20 protein-coding genes are annotated in these 20,837 nt (G+C 36.9%); 10 read left to right on the top strand and 10 right to left on the bottom strand.

Going from position 1 to position 20,837, the window contains the following annotated elements:
• The first annotated feature begins 14 nt into the window (after positions 1-14).
• Complete coding sequence (arfB, locus tag N824_RS21095; protein ID WP_048907124.1) at positions 15-425, top strand: alternative ribosome rescue aminoacyl-tRNA hydrolase ArfB; 411 nt, start codon at positions 15-17, stop codon at positions 423-425.
• On the opposite strand, the gene N824_RS21090 is transcribed toward arfB, so the two are convergent.
• Together N824_RS21090 and lon are read right to left on the bottom strand one after the other, a co-directional pair.
• Positions 422-1,375, bottom strand: coding sequence for a lipid A deacylase LpxR family protein (locus N824_RS21090; protein WP_048907123.1), 954 nt, complete (start codon positions 1,373-1,375; stop codon positions 422-424). The two genes, arfB and N824_RS21090, sit on opposite strands and share 4 nt — an antisense overlap.
• Positions 1,376-1,480: 105 nt before the next feature.
• Entirely contained in the window at positions 1,481-3,952 is a 2,472-nt protein-coding gene (gene lon / locus N824_RS21085) for an endopeptidase La (RefSeq protein WP_048907122.1), read from the bottom strand.
• A gap of 317 nt (positions 3,953-4,269) precedes the next feature.
• On the opposite strand from lon, the gene N824_RS21080 reads away from it, so the two are divergent.
• Positions 4,270-4,896: a tetratricopeptide repeat protein gene (locus N824_RS21080; RefSeq protein WP_048907121.1), complete on the top strand. Its 627-nt coding sequence runs from the start codon at positions 4,270-4,272 to the stop codon at positions 4,894-4,896.
• Between the two features lie 53 nt (positions 4,897-4,949).
• On the opposite strand, the gene N824_RS21075 is transcribed toward N824_RS21080, so the two are convergent.
• Together N824_RS21075 and gpmI are read right to left on the bottom strand one after the other, a co-directional pair.
• On the bottom strand, positions 4,950-5,480 hold the full coding sequence (locus tag N824_RS21075; protein WP_048907120.1) for a hypothetical protein: 531 nt from the start codon (positions 5,478-5,480) through the stop codon (positions 4,950-4,952).
• Positions 5,481-7,001: a 2,3-bisphosphoglycerate-independent phosphoglycerate mutase gene (gpmI, locus tag N824_RS21070; RefSeq protein WP_048907119.1), complete on the bottom strand. Its 1,521-nt coding sequence runs from the start codon at positions 6,999-7,001 to the stop codon at positions 5,481-5,483.
• A 212-nt stretch (positions 7,002-7,213) separates the two neighbouring features.
• Between gpmI and N824_RS21065 the strand changes: the two genes are divergently transcribed.
• Genes N824_RS21065 through N824_RS21050 form a run of 4 tightly spaced genes read left to right on the top strand, consistent with a single transcriptional unit; the run spans position 7,214 to position 9,976 of the window.
• Complete coding sequence (locus N824_RS21065; protein WP_048907259.1) at positions 7,214-7,606, top strand: DUF4783 domain-containing protein; 393 nt, start codon at positions 7,214-7,216, stop codon at positions 7,604-7,606.
• A 35-nt stretch (positions 7,607-7,641) separates the two neighbouring features.
• On the top strand, positions 7,642-8,484 hold the full coding sequence (gene nadC, locus N824_RS21060; protein WP_048907118.1) for a carboxylating nicotinate-nucleotide diphosphorylase: 843 nt from the start codon (positions 7,642-7,644) through the stop codon (positions 8,482-8,484).
• Between the two features lie 3 nt (positions 8,485-8,487).
• Positions 8,488-9,138 carry a glycerol-3-phosphate 1-O-acyltransferase PlsY gene (gene plsY / locus N824_RS21055; protein WP_048907117.1) on the top strand — a complete coding sequence of 217 codons (651 nt, stop codon included), beginning with the start codon at positions 8,488-8,490 and terminating at the stop codon, positions 9,136-9,138.
• A gap of 10 nt (positions 9,139-9,148) precedes the next feature.
• Entirely contained in the window at positions 9,149-9,976 is an 828-nt protein-coding gene (locus tag N824_RS21050) for a M48 family metallopeptidase (RefSeq protein WP_048907116.1), read from the top strand.
• 35 nt (positions 9,977-10,011) lie between these two features.
• Here N824_RS21050 and N824_RS21045 read toward each other — a convergent pair whose 3' ends face one another.
• From N824_RS21045 to N824_RS21030, 4 genes are all read right to left on the bottom strand, one after another.
• Positions 10,012-11,262 (bottom strand): anthranilate synthase component I family protein, encoded by a 1,251-nt coding sequence (locus tag N824_RS21045; protein ID WP_048907115.1) that lies wholly within the window; start codon positions 11,260-11,262, stop codon positions 10,012-10,014.
• Positions 11,263-11,351: 89 nt separating this feature from the next.
• A complete protein-coding gene (locus N824_RS21040; RefSeq protein ID WP_048907114.1) occupies positions 11,352-12,629 on the bottom strand; it encodes an adenylosuccinate synthase in 1,278 nt (425 codons plus the stop codon).
• Positions 12,630-12,666: 37 nt separating this feature from the next.
• A complete protein-coding gene (locus N824_RS21035; protein WP_048907113.1) occupies positions 12,667-13,158 on the bottom strand; it encodes a Fur family transcriptional regulator in 492 nt (163 codons plus the stop codon).
• Between the two features lie 63 nt (positions 13,159-13,221).
• On the bottom strand, positions 13,222-15,429 hold the full coding sequence (locus tag N824_RS21030; protein ID WP_048907258.1) for a bifunctional (p)ppGpp synthetase/guanosine-3',5'-bis(diphosphate) 3'-pyrophosphohydrolase: 2,208 nt from the start codon (positions 15,427-15,429) through the stop codon (positions 13,222-13,224).
• Positions 15,430-15,744: 315 nt separating this feature from the next.
• Between N824_RS21030 and N824_RS21025 the strand changes: the two genes are divergently transcribed.
• The 4 genes from N824_RS21025 (at position 15,745) to N824_RS21010 (ending at position 19,019) form a co-directional block, all read left to right on the top strand.
• Positions 15,745-16,362, top strand: coding sequence for a DUF4294 domain-containing protein (locus N824_RS21025; protein ID WP_048907112.1), 618 nt, complete (start codon positions 15,745-15,747; stop codon positions 16,360-16,362).
• 5 nt (positions 16,363-16,367) lie between these two features.
• The gene (locus N824_RS21020; protein ID WP_048907111.1) at positions 16,368-16,844 is read left to right on the top strand and encodes a glutathione peroxidase; all 477 of its coding nucleotides are present in this window, start codon (positions 16,368-16,370) and stop codon (positions 16,842-16,844) included.
• A gap of 27 nt (positions 16,845-16,871) precedes the next feature.
• Positions 16,872-17,588, top strand: a complete 717-nt coding sequence (gene bshB1, locus N824_RS21015; protein WP_048907110.1) for a bacillithiol biosynthesis deacetylase BshB1 — start codon at positions 16,872-16,874, stop codon at positions 17,586-17,588.
• Positions 17,589-17,657: 69 nt separating this feature from the next.
• Entirely contained in the window at positions 17,658-19,019 is a 1,362-nt protein-coding gene (locus tag N824_RS21010) for an acyl-CoA dehydrogenase family protein (RefSeq protein WP_048907109.1), read from the top strand.
• On the opposite strand, the gene N824_RS21005 is transcribed toward N824_RS21010, so the two are convergent.
• Positions 19,020-19,424, bottom strand: coding sequence for a hypothetical protein (locus N824_RS21005; RefSeq protein WP_048907108.1), 405 nt, complete (start codon positions 19,422-19,424; stop codon positions 19,020-19,022). It lies immediately after the preceding gene.
• On the bottom strand, positions 19,424-20,755 hold the full coding sequence (lat, locus tag N824_RS21000; protein WP_048907257.1) for an L-lysine 6-transaminase: 1,332 nt from the start codon (positions 20,753-20,755) through the stop codon (positions 19,424-19,426). The genes N824_RS21005 and lat overlap by 1 nt, the downstream gene beginning before the upstream one ends.
• Between the last annotated feature and the right edge of the window lie 82 nt (positions 20,756-20,837).

The following is a 20,837-nucleotide window of genomic DNA, read 5'->3' as shown; positions in this document are numbered from 1 at the left end:
ATTACTTTTGCCATATGATACCCACTAAAGAAGATATTGTTAAAGTCGTGCTATTTAAAACTTCCCGTAGCGGAGGTAAGGGCGGACAAAATGTAAATAAAGTTTCTAGTAAGGTTGAACTAATTTTAAATCTACACTCAGCATCTTTTTTAAATGAGGACGAAAAGCAACTTTTAAATGAAAGATTAGTGCATAGGCTAGATCAGGACGGCAACCTCCATATAGTTTCACAAGAAGACCGCAGTCAACTGATGAACAAGGAAAGAACCATTATTAAATTAATTGCATTGCTGAAATCTGCTCTTCACATTCAAAAAAATAGGAAACCAACAAAAATCCCCAAATCAGTTATCAGAAAAAGATTGGCAGATAAGCAAATAACGGCAGCTAAAAAAGAAAACAGAAGGCGCCCTCAGTTTGACTAATTGAATCTGTAAAACATGCTAATTGATCCATACTGGTGTGCCTTAGCTGTACTTTTTATCTCTTTCGTTTTAAAAAGCATTCCGAAATCAAATGTGAAGCGTTGTGAGCTGTAATTAAATCCAATCTGTTGAGCAAAAACAATAGGTTTTATACCAAATGTAACCGGACTATTGTTGTTGAACATGCTTCCTTGTACTGTCGCGTCATAGGCAACAAAATTCAATTGCGGTTTGGCATAAAAGAAAATCTCTCTTTTTACCAATGCTTTTGTTTTTGCATTATTTCCGATCACCGCATTTGTATAAGCGGAATTGAACAGTTGATTAATACCGCCTGCTCTAAATAAAATACCTGCCCCCGCTCCACTAAATGTAGTACCCACATTTGTATAACCATCAAATGAGAAATCTATAGCATTGTTGGATGCACGGTGCAATAGCTTTGTGTATTGAGCTGAAAGATTTACCGCCATCTCATTTCTGATTTGATATTGCCAGCCATCAAGCTCATAAAATCCCACAGTACTATGTAATAATTCTTGCCCGTCTTCAGCTAATGAATTTGGCCCGGTTGTTCCTATTTCTATACTGGTTTTTAGTATACTTTCATTACTATGGAACCAGCTTAGGGCACCTCCAACATATAAATAACCTGCAAATGGCCTGTCTTGTTTTTCAGGGTCTGGTGCATAACCCGAAATAGGATTATACATTTTTTGCCCCGCAGATATTTCATAGATTTTTTTTTCTAGTCCATTTCTTAGCTTGCTCTGATCCATCGCTCTGCGATAATCAATAAATAAGCCATTGGTATAGTAACGGTCAGAACCTTGTGCAAGATAAGAGTCATTGTCGCTTTTAAAACCGAACTCATTCTTGAAAGTTTGAGCGGAAGCACCAAATGTTAATATAGATAGAATCGAAAATAGTAGAATGGATTTGCTGTTCATTTGTTGGTTGTAAAAAAAAACTCCGGTATAAATTACCGGAGTCTAATATAATACTTAATGACTAAAATGAAAGCGAATAGCCATTATTCGATATAATATTATGTCTTAGTTAGCGATTGGATTTGGTTTAATACTAAGATTCTGAGGGTTTTTAACTTTTTCCTTAGTTAGTGCAATCTCAATTACCTCTTTCATTTCAGTTACATAATGGAAGTTAAGATCCTTAATGTAGCTTTCTTTAATTTCTAAAATATCTTTTTTGTTTGATTTACAAAGAATTACATCTTTGATGTTTGCTCTTTTTGCCGCAAGTATCTTTTCTTTTATACCTCCAACCGGTAAAACTTTACCACGTAATGTAATTTCTCCGGTCATAGCCAGATTAGGTTTTACTTTACGTTGAGTAAATGCAGAAGTTAGCGCTGTTAGCATAGTTATACCTGCTGACGGGCCATCCTTAGGAGTAGCTCCTGCCGGAACGTGAACATGGATATCCCATTGATCAAACAGTAAATGATCAATATCAAACAGATCAGCATGAGCTCTTAAATAAGCCAATGCTATAATGGCAGATTCTTTCATTACCTCTCCAAGGTTACCTGTTAAGGTTAACTTTCCTTTTCCCGGGCTTAAACTCGCTTCAATGAATAAGATATCGCCACCAACCTGAGTCCATGCTAATCCGGTTACAACACCCGCAACCTCATTGCCTTCGTAAAGGTCCTTATCGTAAATTGGAGCTCCAAGTATGCGTTCAACATCTTCAGCACTTAAATTAGGCTCGTAAGTTTCATCCATGGCAATTTTTGTAGCCACGCCACGTACAAGTGAACCAATTTTTTTCTCTAAACCGCGAACTCCTGATTCACGAGTATAATCTTCAATCACTTTCTCAATCAAAGTTCCTTTCAAGGCAATGTCTTTAGATTTTATGCCATGCTGTTCCTTTTGCTTTGGAAGTAAATACTTTTTAGCAATTTCTATCTTTTCTTCAATGGTGTAACCGTTAACCTCAATGATCTCCATACGATCCAGCAGAGCTGGCTGAATCGAGCTTAAAGAGTTAGCCGTTGCAATGAAAAGAACATTGGACAGGTCGTAATCCGCCTCAACATAATGATCGTTAAAAGCACTGTTTTGCTCCGGATCTAATACTTCTAAAAGAGCAGATGAAGGGTCTCCTCTAAAATCAGAACCTACTTTATCGATCTCATCTAAAACAAATACCGGATTAGCAGCGCCCGCTTTTTTTATAGACTGTATTATTCGGCCTGGCATTGCACCAATATAGGTTTTCCTGTGACCACGAATTTCCGCCTCGTCTCGTATTCCACCAAGAGCCATACGAACATATTTCCTATTTAAAGCTTTAGCAATTGACTTTCCTAGTGATGTTTTACCAACTCCCGGAGGGCCAACCAAGCAAATGATAGGAGCTTTCATATCACGTTTAAGCTTTAGAACGGCCAAATACTCAATAATTCTTTGTTTTACCTTTTCAAGACCAAAATGATCCTTGTCCAAAATACGCTGTGCACGTTTTAGGTCAAAATTATCCTTAGTGAAATCATTCCAAGGCAAGTCTAACAGTAATTCAAGGTAGTTTATCTGAACAGAATAGTCTGGAGCCGCAGGATTCATTCTGCCTAGCTTTTCCAGCTCTTTGCTGAAATGACTTTCAATGTGTAATGCCCATTTTTTCTTCTTGGCGCGGGCTTGTAAAGCTTCATATTCCAGATCTGATGAATTGCCTCCAAGTTCTTCCTGTATTGTTTTTAATTGCTGGTTTAGAAAGTAATCTCTTTGTTGCTTATCAAGGTCCGTTCGTACTTTAGACTGTATCTGGTTTTTAAGCTCAAGCATTTGAAGCTCCAGTGTTAACAGCTCCATTACCATCATGGCACGTTCACGCAGGTTAGTCATTTCAAGCATTTTTTGCTTGTCAGACACATCGGCATTCATATTAGATGATATGAAGTTAATCAGGAAGGAAGTACTTTCAATATTTTTTAATGCAATTCCGGCCTCGCTAGGGATGTTTGGAGACAGTTGAATAATCTGGCTCGACATCTCTTTAATAGAAGCAACCAAAGCCTTAAACTCTTTGTCGCTCTTATGTTTAGCTTCAGTAAACTTACTGATTGTTACTTTAATATAAGGTTCTGACTGAACCTCTTCTATTAATCTGAAGCGCTGTTTTCCCTGAATAATTACCGTAGTATTTCCATCAGGCATTTGAAGCATTTTGATAATGTGTGCGACTGTACCTACACTATTTAACTGCTCAAAAGTTGGGTCTTCTATAGAAACATCACGCTGCGAAACAACTCCAATAATCCGATTTCCTTTATAAGCTTCTTTTATTAGTTTTATTGATTTATCTCTTCCTACTGTAATAGGGATAACCACACCTGGAAATAAGACGGTATTTCTAAGCGGGAGTATGGGCAGGACCTCTGGTGTTTCTTCATTGTTCATTTCATCTTCGTCTTGTTGAGACATCAACGGAAAAAACTCAGTATCTTCATTTATGATAGGTAGTGCATTGCTAAAATCAAATTGATCTTGTTTACTCATTAATATAGTCCTTCTTAAAATTAAAAAAACGACAATCTGACAGCATGTCGCTTGCGAAATTATTAATTATATTGAATACCTATAATTTCAACTCCTGTGCCAAAAGCGATATTACTTGTTTTCTATGTTAAAAAGTCAGGTAAAAAATAATAATCCCGATGCCGATCATATTTTTAATTATTTAACGTTTAGTATATCATATTTGTAAATGGTATGATAGTTGCCTAATGTAAACTCCGAGATACCTGGAAAAAAAGTTTTAAAATTTGTGAGGGTATTGAATAAAACTAAATATATTTATTTTTTAATAAAAATTAATGAACTATTTCAAGCAAACAATTCTGGTATTACTTGTTATTTCGGCCAACAGTAGTATTGCTCAAAACAATAACTATGATAAGCTGGGAATGCAGGCCTGGTTAAAAGGCGATTATAAAGGTGCAGTGGCCCAATTAGAAAAAGCGGATACCAAAGACCCTAATAATTCTAACGTTCTAAAGATGTTAGGCTATTCTTATTATCAGTGTGGCGACTATGAAAATGCGATAAATACATATAGCCGTTTCTTGACTCTGAAGCCATCAGATTACTCTGCATATTATTATAGAGGAAAAGCCAGATTAAATGTGGCTAATGATCCAAAAGAATCACTAAATCAGATGAGAGAAAGCTTTTATCTTGCTGCTATTAAAGATTTTTCGAAAGCCATAGAGATAAATGGGGAAGAAGATCCTCAATTGTTACAAAACAGAGGATTGGCTTATAAGGACTATGGAATTTATAAATCCTATAAGATAAAAAAGGCAGTAGAGAAAAAAGCCTGCATTGCCTTATTCAATAATTCAGTTTCTGATTTTCAAAAGATATTACTTGTACAACCACAACGTAAAGACATTATATCTTTAATCGATTACGTAAAAGCCCAAGTAACCAGCTTAAAATAATAAGAAGCTTAGCTTAAAAAAAAGACCAATGCATAATTTGCATTGGTCTTTTTCTATTGGAAAGATCCCGTAATCGTATATGATTTTTTGGATAGTAATTTAATGTTTTGCATTTTCTTAACCTGGTATAGGCTGTCTGCATAGTAGGTCAAGGTATCAATAGACGTGTACAGTGAATTTGTATTCTTTATTAGTACTTTAATACCAAACACCTCGTTGTTTTTGTAAGTTACTATTAGTTCTTTAACCGGAACCTTCTCGTTATGAGACGAGTAAAGCTCCTGATCCTTCGATTTTTTAAGTTCAAATAAACCTTTCCATGAAGCCCTATTCATATCAGCATCTGAAAAAAGACCTAGTTCTTTTTTCCAGTCAGGAATTTTAGTTCGCTTACTTTCTATAGCCCCATTTATACTTACTGTTTTGTTTATTAAGGGATTCTCTTTGTTTAGCCTTGCAGCTTCTTTTTCAAAATAGCCCTTTACATCAAAAAAGGTTATATCAGTTTTCTGTTTTTTATCAGCTGAATTATTGCAGCTGATAAAAAACAAAACAATGAAAAATAATAGGATTGTGTTTTTCATTTATACTAAACTGTTACCAGTCATAATTTCTGGCTTTTGGATACCCATTATTTGTAAAACAGTAGGGGCAATGTCTCCTAGTTTGCCATCAGCAACAGTTTTGAAATCTTTATCAATTAAAATACAAGGAACAAGGTTAGTTGTGTGGGCAGTGTTAACAGAACCATCGCCGTTTATCATATATTCTGAATTGCCATGATCTGCCAGTATAATAAACGAATATCCATTTTCAATTCCTTTATTTACTACAATTTCAGCACAGCTATCAGCAGTTTCAACAGCTTTAACAACAGCTTCAAATACTCCCGTATGGCCCACCATGTCAGGGTTTGCAAAGTTTAAACAAACAAAATCCGGCCAACCCGTCTCTAATTCTTTACAAATGGCTTCGGTAATTCCCGCAGCACTCATTTCTGGTTGTAAATCATAAGTTGCTACTTTTGGAGAGGGGATAAGTATTCTTTTTTCATTTTCGAACTCTTGCTCTCTACCGCCTGAAAAGAAGAAAGTTACGTGAGGATATTTTTCTGTTTCTGCAATTCGGATTTGGTTCTTATGATTTTTTTCAAGTACTTCTCCAAGAGTCTGAGAAAGATCGTCCTTTGTAAATATAACTCTTACGTTATTAAAACTTTCATCATAAGTTGTCATTGTCACATAATACAATGGCAATTTATGCATTCCAAAATCGGGATAATCAGCCTGGCTTAATACTGAAGTTATTTCTCTTCCTCTGTCTGTTCTATAATTGAAGCAGATAACCACGTCATCCGGTTGTATAATTGCAACTGGTGAACCATCTGTTTTTGTAATTACAACAGGTTTAATAAACTCGTCAGTAATACCGTCTTTGTAAGATTGCTCTATCGCTGAAATAGGGTTAGTGGTAGCTTCGCCAACTCCTTTTGTAAGCAGATCATAAGCTAACTTAACTCGTTCCCATCTTGAATCTCTATCCATAGCATAGTAGCGACCAATTAAGCTGGCTATTTTAGCTGAAGAAGTTTCTAAATGGTGGCCCAAATCCTTTATAAACTTAAGTCCTGAGTTTGGATCAGTATCTCTTCCATCTAAAAAAGCGTGTACAAATACATCTTTAAGCCCTTGTTCGTCGGCTGCATCACATAACGCCTTCAGATGATTAATATGAGCATGAACACCTCCATCCGAAACAAGGCCAATAAAGTGAACTTGTTTATTATTGTTTTTAGCATAATTAAAAGCATCTAGTAAAACCTCATTCTGATGCAAAGTTCTATCGCTTATTGCTTTATTGATTCGTCCGAGTTCCTGATATACTACTCGTCCGGCACCTAAGTTCATATGGCCAACTTCTGAGTTTCCCATTTGTCCTGCTGGTAAACCGACAGCTTCCCCAGAAGCCTCAAGTTTTGAGTTAGGGTACTTTTTTAATAAGGAATCAAAGAATGGAGTGTTAGCAGCATAAGCGGCATCAGATTTGTCTTTTTTTCCATAACCCCAACCATCAAGGATAAGTAATACTACTTTTTTATTATTCATTATTGTCTACTTTTCGTTTATTAACAAAGATAAGTCTATTGTGTCTTTTTTTTGAACCTAATTAAAATTCATATTAACATTTGTGTGTTTTTACAAGAACATGTCAATATATTTTATAGTCTCACATACTGAGTGGTTTGAGTTGTAAGTCCTTTTTATGCTATTAGTGGCATAGTTTATGTGCAAGAATGATCATTAGCTATTTAGAGATTATGAAGCCCTTACTTTCATTATTTGTTTTTTTTATTCACTTTTCCTCTTTTGCTGCTATTCAAGGCGATATTATTGATGGCTTATCAACAAATTTTAAAGCCGGAAATTCAAAAGAAATAGCCGCTCATTTTTCCCCTTCTGTCGATTTAATTATAATAGACGAAGAAGATGTATATTCAAAAGCACAAGCTGAACAGATATTAAGAAGTTTTTTCACTAAATATATTCCTGTAAAATCATCTGTAATCCATCGGTTAAATACCAACCCTAATTACAGATACGGGGCCCTTTCTCTTGTTACAAAGAATGGAACCTTTAGAGTTTCCATTACAATGAAAAAGGCCGGCAATGCTTTTTTTATTACTGAATTAAGAATTGAGACTGAGAAATAGTTGTAAAATGCTATTTTTGGGTTTAAATTTAAGTTTTGGATAAGCTAACTATAGATCAATTTATAAAAAATGCAGTTGCGGAAGATTTGGGCGATGGAGATCATACCTCCTTATCAACCATTCCAGCAAATGCTCAGGGGAAAGCGAAATTGCTAATTAAAGAAGATGGGATAGTTGCCGGAGTAGCGTTGGCATTGCAAATCTTCAATCATATTGACCCTAGATTAATCGTAGAAGTATTTATTAAAGATGGGGCTGCCGTGAAATATGGAGATATTGTTTTAACGGTATCAGGCAGTACACATTCAATTTTGTTGGCCGAGCGTCTGGTTTTAAACTGCATGCAGCGTATGAGTGGTATTGCAACAAAAACAAACCACGTGATTGCGCTTTTAGGTAACTATAAAACTAAACTTCTAGATACAAGAAAAACTACTCCTGGATTAAGGTATCTGGAAAAATGGGCTGTAAGGATTGGTGGAGGCGTAAATCATCGTATAGGATTATACGATATGATTTTAATTAAAGACAATCACGTTGACTATGCCGGTGGTATTGCAAATGCTATTAATTCAGCAAACCAGTATCTAAAAGAGAAGAACAAGACCCTTGATATTGAGATCGAGGTTAGGAATTTGTCCGAATTACAGGAGGTTTTAAAAAATGGTAATGTAAACAGGATCATGCTAGATAATTTTACATTTGCCGATCTCAAAGAAGCCGTTAAAATAATTAATGGTAAATACATCACAGAAGCCTCAGGAGGTATTACTGAAGAAAATGTTGCAGAATATGCAGCTTGTGGGGTGGATTTTATTTCCATGGGTGCATTAACGCATTCTGTTAAGAGTTTAGACATGAGTTTAAAAGCCTTTTAGGTTATGATTTCCATCTATTCTATTTCAGCGGTTATTTTAGCATATCTGTTCGGTTCTATACCAACAGCGGTTTGGCTTGGCCAGGCGTTTTATGGGGTTGACGTTCGCGAATATGGAAGTGGTAACGCAGGTGCAACCAATACATTCAGAGTACTAGGTAAAAAGGCCGGGATTGCTGTAATGACAATAGATATTGCAAAAGGCTACACGGCAACAAAGCTTGCATACTTTATAGGTCTCTCTGTTACCGGTCCCCAAAATTCTTCCCAATTTATAAATTATGAGCTTGCCCTTGGTGTTACTGCCGTTATGGGCCATTTGTTCCCCATATTTGCCGGATTTAGAGGCGGAAAGGGAGTAGCAACTCTTTTTGGAATGATTTTGGCAGTTAACTTCACGGCAGCTATGTTTTGCGTTCTGGTTTTTGTAGTAGTATTATTGGCGACCAAATATGTTTCACTAAGTTCTATTTGTGCAGGGTTTACCTTTCCGTTAAGCATAGTGTTCATAATTCATTCATCAGTAAAGTCCGAGGTTTTATATGGTATGTGTGTTTGTATACTTATTTTGGTAACACATCAAAAGAACTTGGAGCGGCTACTCAAAGGCAAAGAATCTAAAGTATATCTGTTTAAAAAAAGACAAATTAACTAACCTTAACCTAATGAAAAAGATATTGATAATCGGGGTAACAGCAATTGGCCTGGCGTTTTCCTCGTGCTCTACTGTTCCCTTAACAGGCAGGAGCAGGCTAAATCTAGTAAGTGATGATCAGGTATTGCCTATGGCTTTTCAGGCATATTCACAGTTTCTTACTGAGAATAAGACAGCAGTATTATCTTCAACAAATGCCCAGGCACAACGTGTTAAACGGGTAGGAAACAGCCTTATATTATCTGTAAAAAGTTATATGAATAATAATGGCTATGCAGATTTGATTAAAGATTATAAATGGGAAGTAAATGTTGTAGAAAATAAAGAAATGAATGCCTGGTGTATGCCTGGCGGTAAAATTGTAGTCTATACAGGATTATTACCGGTTACTCAGGATGATGCTGGTTTAGCTACTGTAATGGGACACGAGATTGCTCATGCTATTGCAGGGCACTCGGCTGAGCGTATGTCGCAACAAATGGTTTCGCAAGGTTTAGGTGTGGCGGGCAATGTAGCATTATCAAAAAATGCAAAATCTCAATCTGTATTTAATACCCTTTATGGGGTAGGTACACCTTTAGTGATGCTTAATTATTCTCGTAATCAAGAGCTGGAAGCAGATAGGTTAGGGCTTATTTTTATGGCAATGGCGGGATATAATCCTCAAAGCGCAACATCATTCTGGCAAAGGATGGCTGCTGCCTCTCAGGGTAGTCAGAAACCACCTGAATTTTTAAGCACCCACCCTAGTGATGCTACAAGGATAGCACAGATACAAAGAAGTATACCAGAAGCACAGAAATACTATAAATCTACAACCGGGAAACCAATAAAATAAAACTAAAAAGCCTGCTTCATCACGATGCAGGCTTTTTAGTTTTCAAGAGTTTGCATTATGGCTGATGCTTTAAGCACGCACTCTTCATATTCAGCAGTAGCATTAGATGCGTATGTAATTGCCCCTCCAACCTGAAAGGAAAGATATTTTGAGGATGATTGGTACAAGATGCTTCTGATGACCACATTAAAATCGAAATTCCCCTCAGGCGTTATATATCCAAATGTTCCAGAATAAGCGCCACGACGGCTAAATTCATACTCTTCTATCAGTTCCATAGCTTTTATTTTCGGCGCCCCGGTCATCGAGCCCATAGGGAAAGCATTTTTTATGGCATCAATAAAATGTATAGTGGGATCTAACTGACAGGTAACAGTTGATATCATTTGATAAACCTGAGCAAAGCCATAAATTCCAAAAAGCTCCTCAACCACTACGCTTCCCTTTACCGCACTTTTGGTCAGATCATTTCTAACCAGATCCACAATCATTACATTTTCCGCTTGTTCTTTAGCATCATTCTGCAGATTGAGCTTTATAAGTTCATCTTCCTTTATGTTGCCACTTCGTCTGGCAGTTCCTTTAATTGGCTGTGAGATCAGTTTACTTCCTCTTTTACAGAGAAACCTTTCGGGGCTGGCCGATAATATATACTGATCTTTTATTTTAAAGAAACCTGAAAATGGAGTAGGAGATAGCTTTTTTAATTTTGTATAGATATTTAATGGATTTATATGAGCGTGCTCAGCAAAGAATTCCTGACAAAAATTGACCTCATATATGTCGCCTCTTATAATATGTTCTTGTAGCCCCTCAACTGTTTTGATATAAAGCTCCTTTGATAACTTACTTTGAATTTCAATACCAGATTGGGGCTGATCATCGCTATTATATTCCTCAATTTGATCTAACAGGGTTTGGTCTCCAATGATAAGCTTTATTTCTCCTTTAACTACTGCAACTAGGTATTTGGGAACAAAGAAAAACAAATCGGGGAAATTAAGACGATCAGGATTCCTGGAGCTTAATTGTTCAACCTCGTTTTTGAGGTCATAACTAAGCAATCCGAACATCCAGTTTTTCTGGATTTCATAAAATTCTTTTAGGGAATCAAAAGCAGCACCGTATGTAAGATTAATTGAGTCTTTAATGCCAACGGCTAATAGGAAGTCGAATTCTCCATAAGAATCAGGATAGCTGTTCGAATCATAGCAACAACAAACATCAAATGTGTTGGCCCATTGCAATGCTTTTTCCTTAAACGAATCTAAATCCTGTACTTTCATTTTGTTTGCGCAAATGTATAGAATATCAGAATAGCATAAACGAAAAAAGGCGACAAATTGCCGCCTTTTTTAATTTTATTTCAGAGAAATTAATTCAAAATAAGTGTTTGTACTCTATCAGGTCCAACAGAAAGATATTTAACAGGAACTTCAAGTTCTTTTTCTAAGAAAGCGATGTATTCGCTAAGTTTAGCTGGTATCTCTTCAATTTTACTTACTTTGGTAACATCAGTTTTCCAGCCATCAATAGCTTTTAAAACCGGTGTAGGTTTTACTGTGATAATGTCATATGGCATGTAATCGATAGTTTCGCCATTGTGCTCATAATGAGTGCAGGCATAAATGGTATCAAAACCATCTAACACGTCAGCCTTCATCATAATTAATTCAGTAACACCATTAAGCATAATTGCATATTTAAGTGCTGGAAGATCTATCCATCCACACCGACGGGCACGACCAGTTGTTGCGCCAAATTCATGACCAACCTGACGTAAAGTCTCTCCAACCTCATCATCAAGCTCAGTAGGGAAAGGGCCACCACCAACTCTTGTACAATAAGCTTTGAAAATACCATAAACACTTCCAACTTTATTAGGTGCAATACCTAAACCAGTGCAAGCGCCTGCAGTAGTCGTGTTAGAAGAAGTTACAAAAGGATAAGATCCAAAGTCAACGTCTAATAAAGTTCCTTGTGCACCTTCAGCAAGAACGGTTTTTCCTTCTTTTAAATACCCGTTAACAAAGTGCTCACTGTCAACATGAGGGATGTTTTTAATGAAATCAATTGCTTCGAAGAAAGCAGCCTCTTTTTCAGTAAGGTCATATTCAAAATCATAATGAGAAAGTATCTCTTTATGTTTTTCAACCAATTTTTTGTAACGCTCTTTAAAGTCAGGAAGAGTAGTATCACCAACTCTCAGTCCATTACGGCCTGTTTTATCCATATAAGTTGGGCCAATTCCTTTTAAAGTAGAACCGATTTTATCTTTACCCATTTTTTGCTCATTTGCTGCATCCAGCAATTGGTGAGTAGGTAAAATTAAATGTGCCTTACGTGCAATAACAAGTTTACCTTTTGCAACCGGATCATGGCCGGCTTTCTGTAGGTTATCTAATTCTCTTTTTAAAATGATGGGATCTATTACCACACCATTTCCGATTAGATTCATTGTTTTTTCGTTAAAGATACCTGATGGTATGGTGTTCAAAACGAATTTTTTACCATCAAACTCTAAAGTATGTCCGGCGTTCGGACCGCCTTGGAAACGAGCTATCAAATCATATTGTGGACTTAGTACATCAACAATTTTACCCTTGCCTTCGTCGCCCCATTGCAGGCCAAGAAGCACGTCTACTTGCGTCATTATTTAAATTTAAAAATGGAAATATAATAATTGAATTTTAACTTGCATGTTTAATAGCGGCATTCTGATTTTCCATTGATGCCTTAGCAGAGCAATCAAAACAAACGCCGTAAAGATTTAAAGAGTGGTGTTTAATTTCAAACTTTAACAGTTCGCCAACCATACTCTGGATCTGATGAATGCGTGGGTCGCAGAATTCTACAACTTTACCACAATCAATACAGATGATGTGATCATGCTGATGATAGCCGTATGATTTTTCAAACTGAGCCATGTTTTTGCCAAACTGGTGTTTGGTAACCAAATCACATGAAACCAATAACTCTAAAGTATTGTATACTGTAGCCCTGCTAACACGGTATTTTTGGTTTTTCATATGGATATAGAGGGTCTCTACATCGAAATGATCATCTCTTGAATAGATTTCTTCTAAGATGGCAAAACGCTCCGGTGTTTTTCTCAGGCTTTTATTTTCGAGATAGGCTTCGAAAATCTTTCTTACCAACTCGCTGTTGTGGTTTGTAGACATAGTTTTTAAACTCCTTTCAAAGGTACCATTTTTTATATAAAACTCTATGATTTTTTAGCAATTTTAGGCATCAAAGCGAGTAACTCCCGTTACACCTTTCACCCGAAGCAGATTTTCGATCAGGTTGTCTAAGTGCTCCTTATCATTTACAAAGATCATTATTGAACCATCAAAAATACCATTATCGGTATCTACAGTAATAGAACGCATGTTTACCTTAAAATCATTAGAGATAACTTTTGTAATATTGTTAATTAATCCCACATCGTCTATTCCAATAATGTGTAAGCCCGTTAAAAATGTAAGTTCCTGTTGTTTATTCCATTTTGCTTTAACAACCCTATACCCATAGTTAGCCATTAATTGCGCTGCGTTAGGGCAATTTGTACGATGGATTTTAATTCCCTCATTTACAGTTACAAATCCAAAAACATCATCTCCAGGTATTGGATTACAACATGCAGCCAAAGTATAGTCTATTTTTTGCAGGTCTTCGCCAATCAATAAAGTGTCAGATTCAGGACCTTTTACCTTGTTGAGTAGCGTTTCAATCTTTTGGTGATCATTTCTGTCAGAACCTCTATTTTCAATCTCTTTCTCGCTTGCCAGGTAATCTTTTAGGTCTTTTACCTCAATTTTCCCATTTGCAACCGCTATAAAAAGTTCTTGGGTTGATGGTAGTTTAAAGAAATAAGTAAGCTTATTTAAATTATCTGTATTGTAAGTGATTTTTAAAGATTTAAGCTTACGCTCCAACGTTTCCTTACCTAAATCAGCTACCTTTCTTTTTTCCTCTTTTAAAGACGATTTGATTTTAGATTTAGCTTTTGCCGTTACAACAATGTTTAACCAGTCTTCTTTTGGTGTTTGCTTACTCGAAGTGATAATTTCTACCTGATCGCCATTCTGGAGCTTATACGAAAGCGGTACAAGCTTATGATTTACCTTTGCTCCAATACATTTTGCACCTACGTCAGTATGTATTTCAAAGGCAAAATCAAGTGCTGTTGCACCTAGTGGTAACTGTAACAAGGCACCTTTAGGAGTAAAAATGAAAATCTCATCAGAGAATAAATTCATTTTAAAGTCGTCAAGAAAATCTAATGCATTAGCTTCAGGGTTATTTAGCATCTCTCTTACCTTCATGATCCATTGGTCCAGACCATTGTCGTTAGATGATTCCTTATATTTCCAGTGTGCAGCAAATCCTTTTTCGGCAATTTCATTCATTCGCTGTGTACGAATCTGTACTTCTACCCACTGACCTTTAGGCCCCATTACGGTAGTGTGCAACGATTCGTAGCCATTTCCTTTTGGAGAAGAAACCCAGTCGCGCAACCTGTCCGGATTAGGACGATAAAGATCCGTTACAATAGAGTATGCTTTCCAGCAATCTGCTTTTTCATGTTCAGGGGCGCTGTCTAATATAATTCTGATAGCAAAAAGATCATACACCTCTTCGAAGGGAATGTTTTTACTTTTCATTTTATTCCATATCGAATGGATAGACTTCGGTCTGCCATAAATATCTGCCGTTAAACCTTGTTCTGCCAGTATTTCATTTATAGGCTCAACAAATCTTTTAATAAATAAGGTTCGTTCAGCTTTTTTCTCATTTAGTTGAGTTGCAATGTATTTATAAGTATCTGGTTCAAGATATTTCATTGAAAGATCTTCCAGCTCAGACTTAATGGCATATAAACCTAGCCTGTGTGCAAGCGGGGCATATAGATAAATAGTTTCAGAAGCAATTTTTAATTGTTTTTGCCTTGGCATAAAATCCATAGTCCGCATGTTATGCAGCCTGTCGGCAAGCTTAATTAAAATTACCCTTACATCGTCAGCCAGAGTAAGTAACATTTTTCTGAAATTCTCTGCCTGTAGAGAACTATTGTAATCAAATACGCCCGAGATTTTGGTCAGCCCATCAATAATCTTTGCTGTTTTCTTTCCAAATTCACGTTCTATATCTTCAAGTGTAATGTCTGTATCTTCTACCACATCATGAAGCAATGCGCATACAATGGAGGTGGTTCCAAGTCCAATTTCTTCTGCTGCAATCTGAGCCACGGCAATAGGGTGGTAAATATATGGTTCTCCAGATTTTCTACGCATGTTTTTGTGGCTTTCCAGAGCCATGTCAAATGCTTTTCTGATTTCCTTTTTATCCCCCCTTTGAAGTGTCGGCTTACAGGCGCGTAAAAGTGCCCTGTATCTTTTTAGGATCTCTTGCTTCTCTGCTTCTAAATCAATCACTAAAGCGTTTTTCATTCGTGTTTCCTTTTTTTGGTTGTTATGAATTCTGCCAGCTACAGCCTCCATGTTATTGCTTTACTACTAGTTTTTTGTAATTAACGGTTGAGCTGATTTGCCCGGTTGATTACGCTCCCTTTTATCAATATAAGTTTTTTATAAAGATGTAACTAATATGAGCAATAATTCTTCCAAATTTAAGTTTGTCATTATTTGACTTGTATTGTATTATTTACGTAAAAAATATAGCTCTTTATCGTTAAAAGATTATATTAGAGTTGAAAATGAAAACTAAAATATAAATTAGCTTTACCTTTATAGGGGTATAAATTTATGAAATTTTATAGGTTATTTATTCTGTTAATTGTCATTATTAGCGGTGCCCAGGTTAGGGCGCAGGTTAATGGCGTTACTATAAAAATGCCTGTACTTGGAAAAAATGATACTATCCGTGTTGCCGGAACTAATGATAACGGCGAAATGATACCATGGATACCTTTACAAGAGGTTGTTATATATGGTGTCAGAATATTCAAATCCCCGGCTGAACGAGCTGCCTATAGCAGATTGAGGTATAATGTGATGAAGGTGATGCCTTATGCTCTTTATGCAAAACAACGATATGAGCAACTGGAAAAGGATTTGGCCCTAACGCAAGAAAAAAGAGAACAGAAAAAGCTTGTTAAACAATGTGATAAAGAAATTAAAGACATGTTCAACAGAGAAATAAAAGAACTTACCATAACCCAGGGTCAAATACTTACCAAACTGATCGATCGTGAACTGGGCAGAACAACCTACGATATTGTGAAAGAAACTAAGGGAGGTTTTACCGCGTTCCTGTACCAATCTGTTGCAAGGGTAGTAGGGCATAATTTGAAAAGTACATATAACCCGCAAGAAGAGAGAGATATCGAATCCATCATTATTTCTTCAGGGTTTTATCAATAGAACCTATGGCTGATAAATCCAAAAGTATACATCAATTTAAAGCAAAACTGATTAATGGCTCTGACAAAAACCTTTCTGATTATAAAGATAAAGTACTTCTGGTTGTAAATATTGCATCTGCATGCGGTTTTGCACCTCAGTTAAAAGAATTACAAGACTTAAGAGATGAATATAATGCCCAGGGTTTCGAAGTGCTGGGTTTTCCATCAAATGATTTTGGCAGGCAGGAACCTCTGGATGGAAAAGAAATAGATACCTTTTGCGAGGTTAACTATGGCGTTAAGTTCCCTGTGTTCGATAAAATAATGGTTCGCGGAAGCCATGCACATCCGCTTTTCAAATTCCTGACTCAAAAATCAACCCCGAGATGGAATTTTCACAAGTATTTAATCAATAGAGATGGTGAGGTAGTAGATTATTTTTTCCCATTTACTACGCCACTTTCATCCAAAGTAAAAAAGAAAATACAGAAATTGCTTTAAAGCAATCTTTTATAAACTATACACATCATGAAGTTAGATATATTGGTGCTTGCCGTTCATCCAGACGACGCAGAATTGGGATGTTCAGGAACTATAGCCAAACACATTGCCCTAGGTAAAAAAGTAGGAATAGTCGATTTTACCAGAGGAGAGCTCGGTACACGAGGTACAGCAGAAACACGTGATGAAGAAGCTGCGGATTCGGCCAAAATACTTGGCCTCCAGACGCGTGAAAACCTAAGGTTTAAAGATGGCTTCTTTAAGAATGATGAAGAACATCAGCTTGAAGTTGTAAAAATGATCCGCAAGTATCAGCCAGAGATTATATTAACCAATGCCCTGCACGATAGACACCCTGATCATGGCAGGGCCGGAGATCTTGCTAATGATGCCTGTTTCCTGTCGGGACTGCCAAAGATAACTACCGAGCTTAACGGAGTGAAACAACAAGCATGGCGACCACGGTTACAATTCCAATACATTCAGGATCGTTATATTAAACCCGATATCATTATCGACATTACCCCATATATTGAAACTAAGTTAGCTTCCATAAAAGCATTTAAAACGCAATTCTTCAACCCTGAACTGGATGGGCCAGATACTTATATTTCCTCGCCAGATTTTTTTGAAAGTGTAATTGGCCGGGCGCGTGAGTTTGGTAAATCAATTGGAACAACCTATGCCGAAGGCTTTACCTGTCGTAAACTTTTAGGGGTGAACAGCCTTTTCGACCTTACCTAATCAGTATATTTTATTGGCCATATTCCAACAAAAAGAGTTAATTTCTGTTTTATATATAAACAGTTTAATATGGCCAATATATTTTCTTCTTTAAAGAACGCGTATACCCTTTTTAAAAGTGTAGATTTTAAGAAACTTGATGAGCTTTCTAAAAAGGTAGACTTACCCAAAATTGTAGACTCAGTAGCTAATCTTGATGAAACCCAATTGCAGGGACTAATGAAGATGATTGGAACACCTCATAAAAAAAGAGAACTACCTCCAATTGAAGGCGATTTTTACCATCTGGGCGATGAAGCTTTAAAAGATGAAGATAGGGCTCTTCAATTAAAAGTAAGAGCATTTCTGGAAAAGGAAGTAAAGCCCGTAGTTAATAAATACTGGCTTAAAGCCGAATTTCCTTTTGAGCTTATTCCTAAAATTGCAGAATTAAATATTTGTGGTTTGACTTATCAGGGCTACGGATGCCCCAACAAATCGAATCTTATGGAAGGTATGCTGGCAATGGAAATGGCAAGAGTAGATACCTCCATATCTACTTTTTTTGGTGTACAGAGTGGATTGGCCATGGGGTCGATATATCTTTTAGGATCCGACGCGCAAAAGCAGCAATGGCTACCAGATATGCAACAGATGAAAATAATTGGAGCATTTGGATTAACTGAGCCGGAAGTGGGTTCTGGTGTTGCAGGCGGGTTAACCACAACGGCTAAGCGACAAGGCAGTAAATGGATATTAAATGGGCAAAAAAAATGGATAGGAAATTCTACCTTTTCAGATGTTACTATAATATGGGCAAGAGATGTAGACGATAATGAGGTAAAAGGTTTCCTGGTTAGAAAAGGTACAAAAGGATTTGCTGTTGAGAAGATGCAGGACAAGATGGCATTAAGGATTGTACAAAACGGGCTTATAACACTTACCAATTGTGAAGTTGACGAAGAAGACCGTTTACAAAATGCAAATTCATTTAAAGACACGGCAAAGGTGTTAAAGATGACCAGGGCAGGGGTAGCATGGCAGGCCGTAGGCTGTGCCAGAGGTGCATACGAAAGTGCACTTGCATATACCAGGACAAGAAAGCAATTTGGTAAGCCTATTGCATCCTACCAATTGATACAAAACCATCTTGTAGAAATGCTCTCCAATCTTACGGCCATGCAAACACTCTGTTTCCGGTTGTCTCAATTACAAGATCAGAACCTCCTTACGGATGAGCATGCATCATTAGCCAAAGTTTTCTGTTCAATGCGCACACGCGATGTAGTAAGCAGGGCACGTGAAGTTATGGGAGGTAATGGTATCTTGCTGGAATATGATGTAGCTCGCTTTGTAGCCGATGCAGAAGCCATCTATTCTTACGAAGGAACCAAAGAGATCAATACCCTTATTGTGGGGCGTGCTATAACCGGTTTTTCAGCTTTTGTGTAATCACTTAAAAGGTGCCTTTTCGATACTTGTATTGCCCATTGCAGTTTTTTCATAAAGGGCAATACAATATTTATTAAAACTGGTATCGAAATTTATTTTACCTGCATATAATTTGTGTGGCACGGGTGTGCCCTCCAAAAAGTAATATACTTTAGTATTTCCTCCTTTATGATGAGGCTTAAAGTCGCCATAGGTTATCATTTCATTCCAAACAGTGTCCTTTACAGTAACAGCAAATACGTACTGTATGGGGCCTGTATTGTTGTCGTTCCTATAGTGTGTAATTTCCTTAAACTCGCCTTTTAGTCCATCTATTCCGGGTTGAGTAAACATACCCTTTAACATCCACCCAACTAAAACCAAAACAATAACACCCAGCAGGATGTTGAAATATTTTCTCTGCATTATAAGGCTGGTAGAATGGTTTCCATGATTGCTAAACCTTCGTCAATATGTTTTTTCTCCATACATAACGCAGGTCTGAATCTTATGGTCTGATTTCCGCAGCCTAAAAACATTACATTATGCTGCATTCCTTTTTTTATAAACTCATCGCGCATGCTTTTATTTGGAAAGTCGAAAGCACAAAGTAAGCCCTTACCTCTAACATTGGTTACTTTATCATACTTTCCGGCTAGTGTTTGCAGGCCTTCTTTTAAATATTGGCCAACAACTGCCGCGTTATCGCATAGGTTATCTTCTGCAACAATTTGAAGGATTTGCGAAGAACGAACCATATCAACCAAATTGCCACCCCAGGTAGAGTTAATTCTAGAGGGTACTTTAAATACGTTACTATCTATCTGATCAACTTTGTTGCCTACCAAAATTCCACATACCTGCATCTTTTTGCCAAATGCAATAATATCCGGACGCGCTTTTTCACTATAATGCTGGTGGCACCAAAATTTGCCAGTAAGGCCAACTCCGGTCTGCACCTCGTCGTAGATTAGAAAAGCATCATTTTCATCAGCCAATGCTTTTAACTGAATTAAAAATTCTTCACGTAAATGATTATCTCCACCTTCAGATTGAATTGGCTCAACAATAATTGCACAGATGTCATCTTTATTATCGGCAAAGGCTTGTTTTATCTGAGCAATGGATGTTTCTTCTGTCTCAACAGCTGTCCTTAAGTTGTCGCCATCCAATGGAAATTTTACTACCGGGACAGACACTCTTGGCCAATCGAATTTAGCAAACCATTTGGTTTTATCAGGAAGCGTATTGGTTAAACTTAAGGTATAACCAGTTCTGCCATGAAAAGCTTTTTCGAAATGAAGTACTTTAAAACCCCTTTCTTCTTTATATCCTTTAGCAAAATTCTTTTGAATCTTCCAGTCCATAGCCACCTTAAGGGCATTTTCAACTGCAAGTCCACCTCCTGCAATAAAAAAAGCATGAGGTAAATATGAAGGGATACCAATTTTTGCAAAGGTATCTACGAACTGAGCGTATTGTTGCGTATATACATCCGAATTAGAAGGATTGGCTAATGCGGCCTGTAGAAGATTTTTCTTGAAAGCCTCATCATTTATCATTTTAGGATGGTTGTAGCCCAAAGGAACAGACGCAAAGCAAGTAAAAAAATCGAGCAGAGAACGCTTATATTTCGAATCATAAATATAAGCCCCCTGGCTTTTTTCCATATCGTATGTAAGGTCAAAACCATCTGCTAAAATGTGTTTGCTTAAAGTTTCATTTACCTGCTCTGGAGCTACAGTTAGTTGATACATAATTTCTATGTTTTGATACGTATCAAATGTAATAAAAACCCCCAAATTAACAAATGCGGGCACTATTTGAACCCTTAGAAGT

Origin of the sequence: Pedobacter sp. V48, from assembly GCF_000523515.1 — a bacterium.
Classification (GTDB): domain Bacteria; phylum Bacteroidota; class Bacteroidia; order Sphingobacteriales; family Sphingobacteriaceae; genus Pedobacter.
The sequence above is the reverse complement of the archived record's forward strand: the minus strand, read 5'-3'. Positions and strand labels throughout refer to the sequence as shown.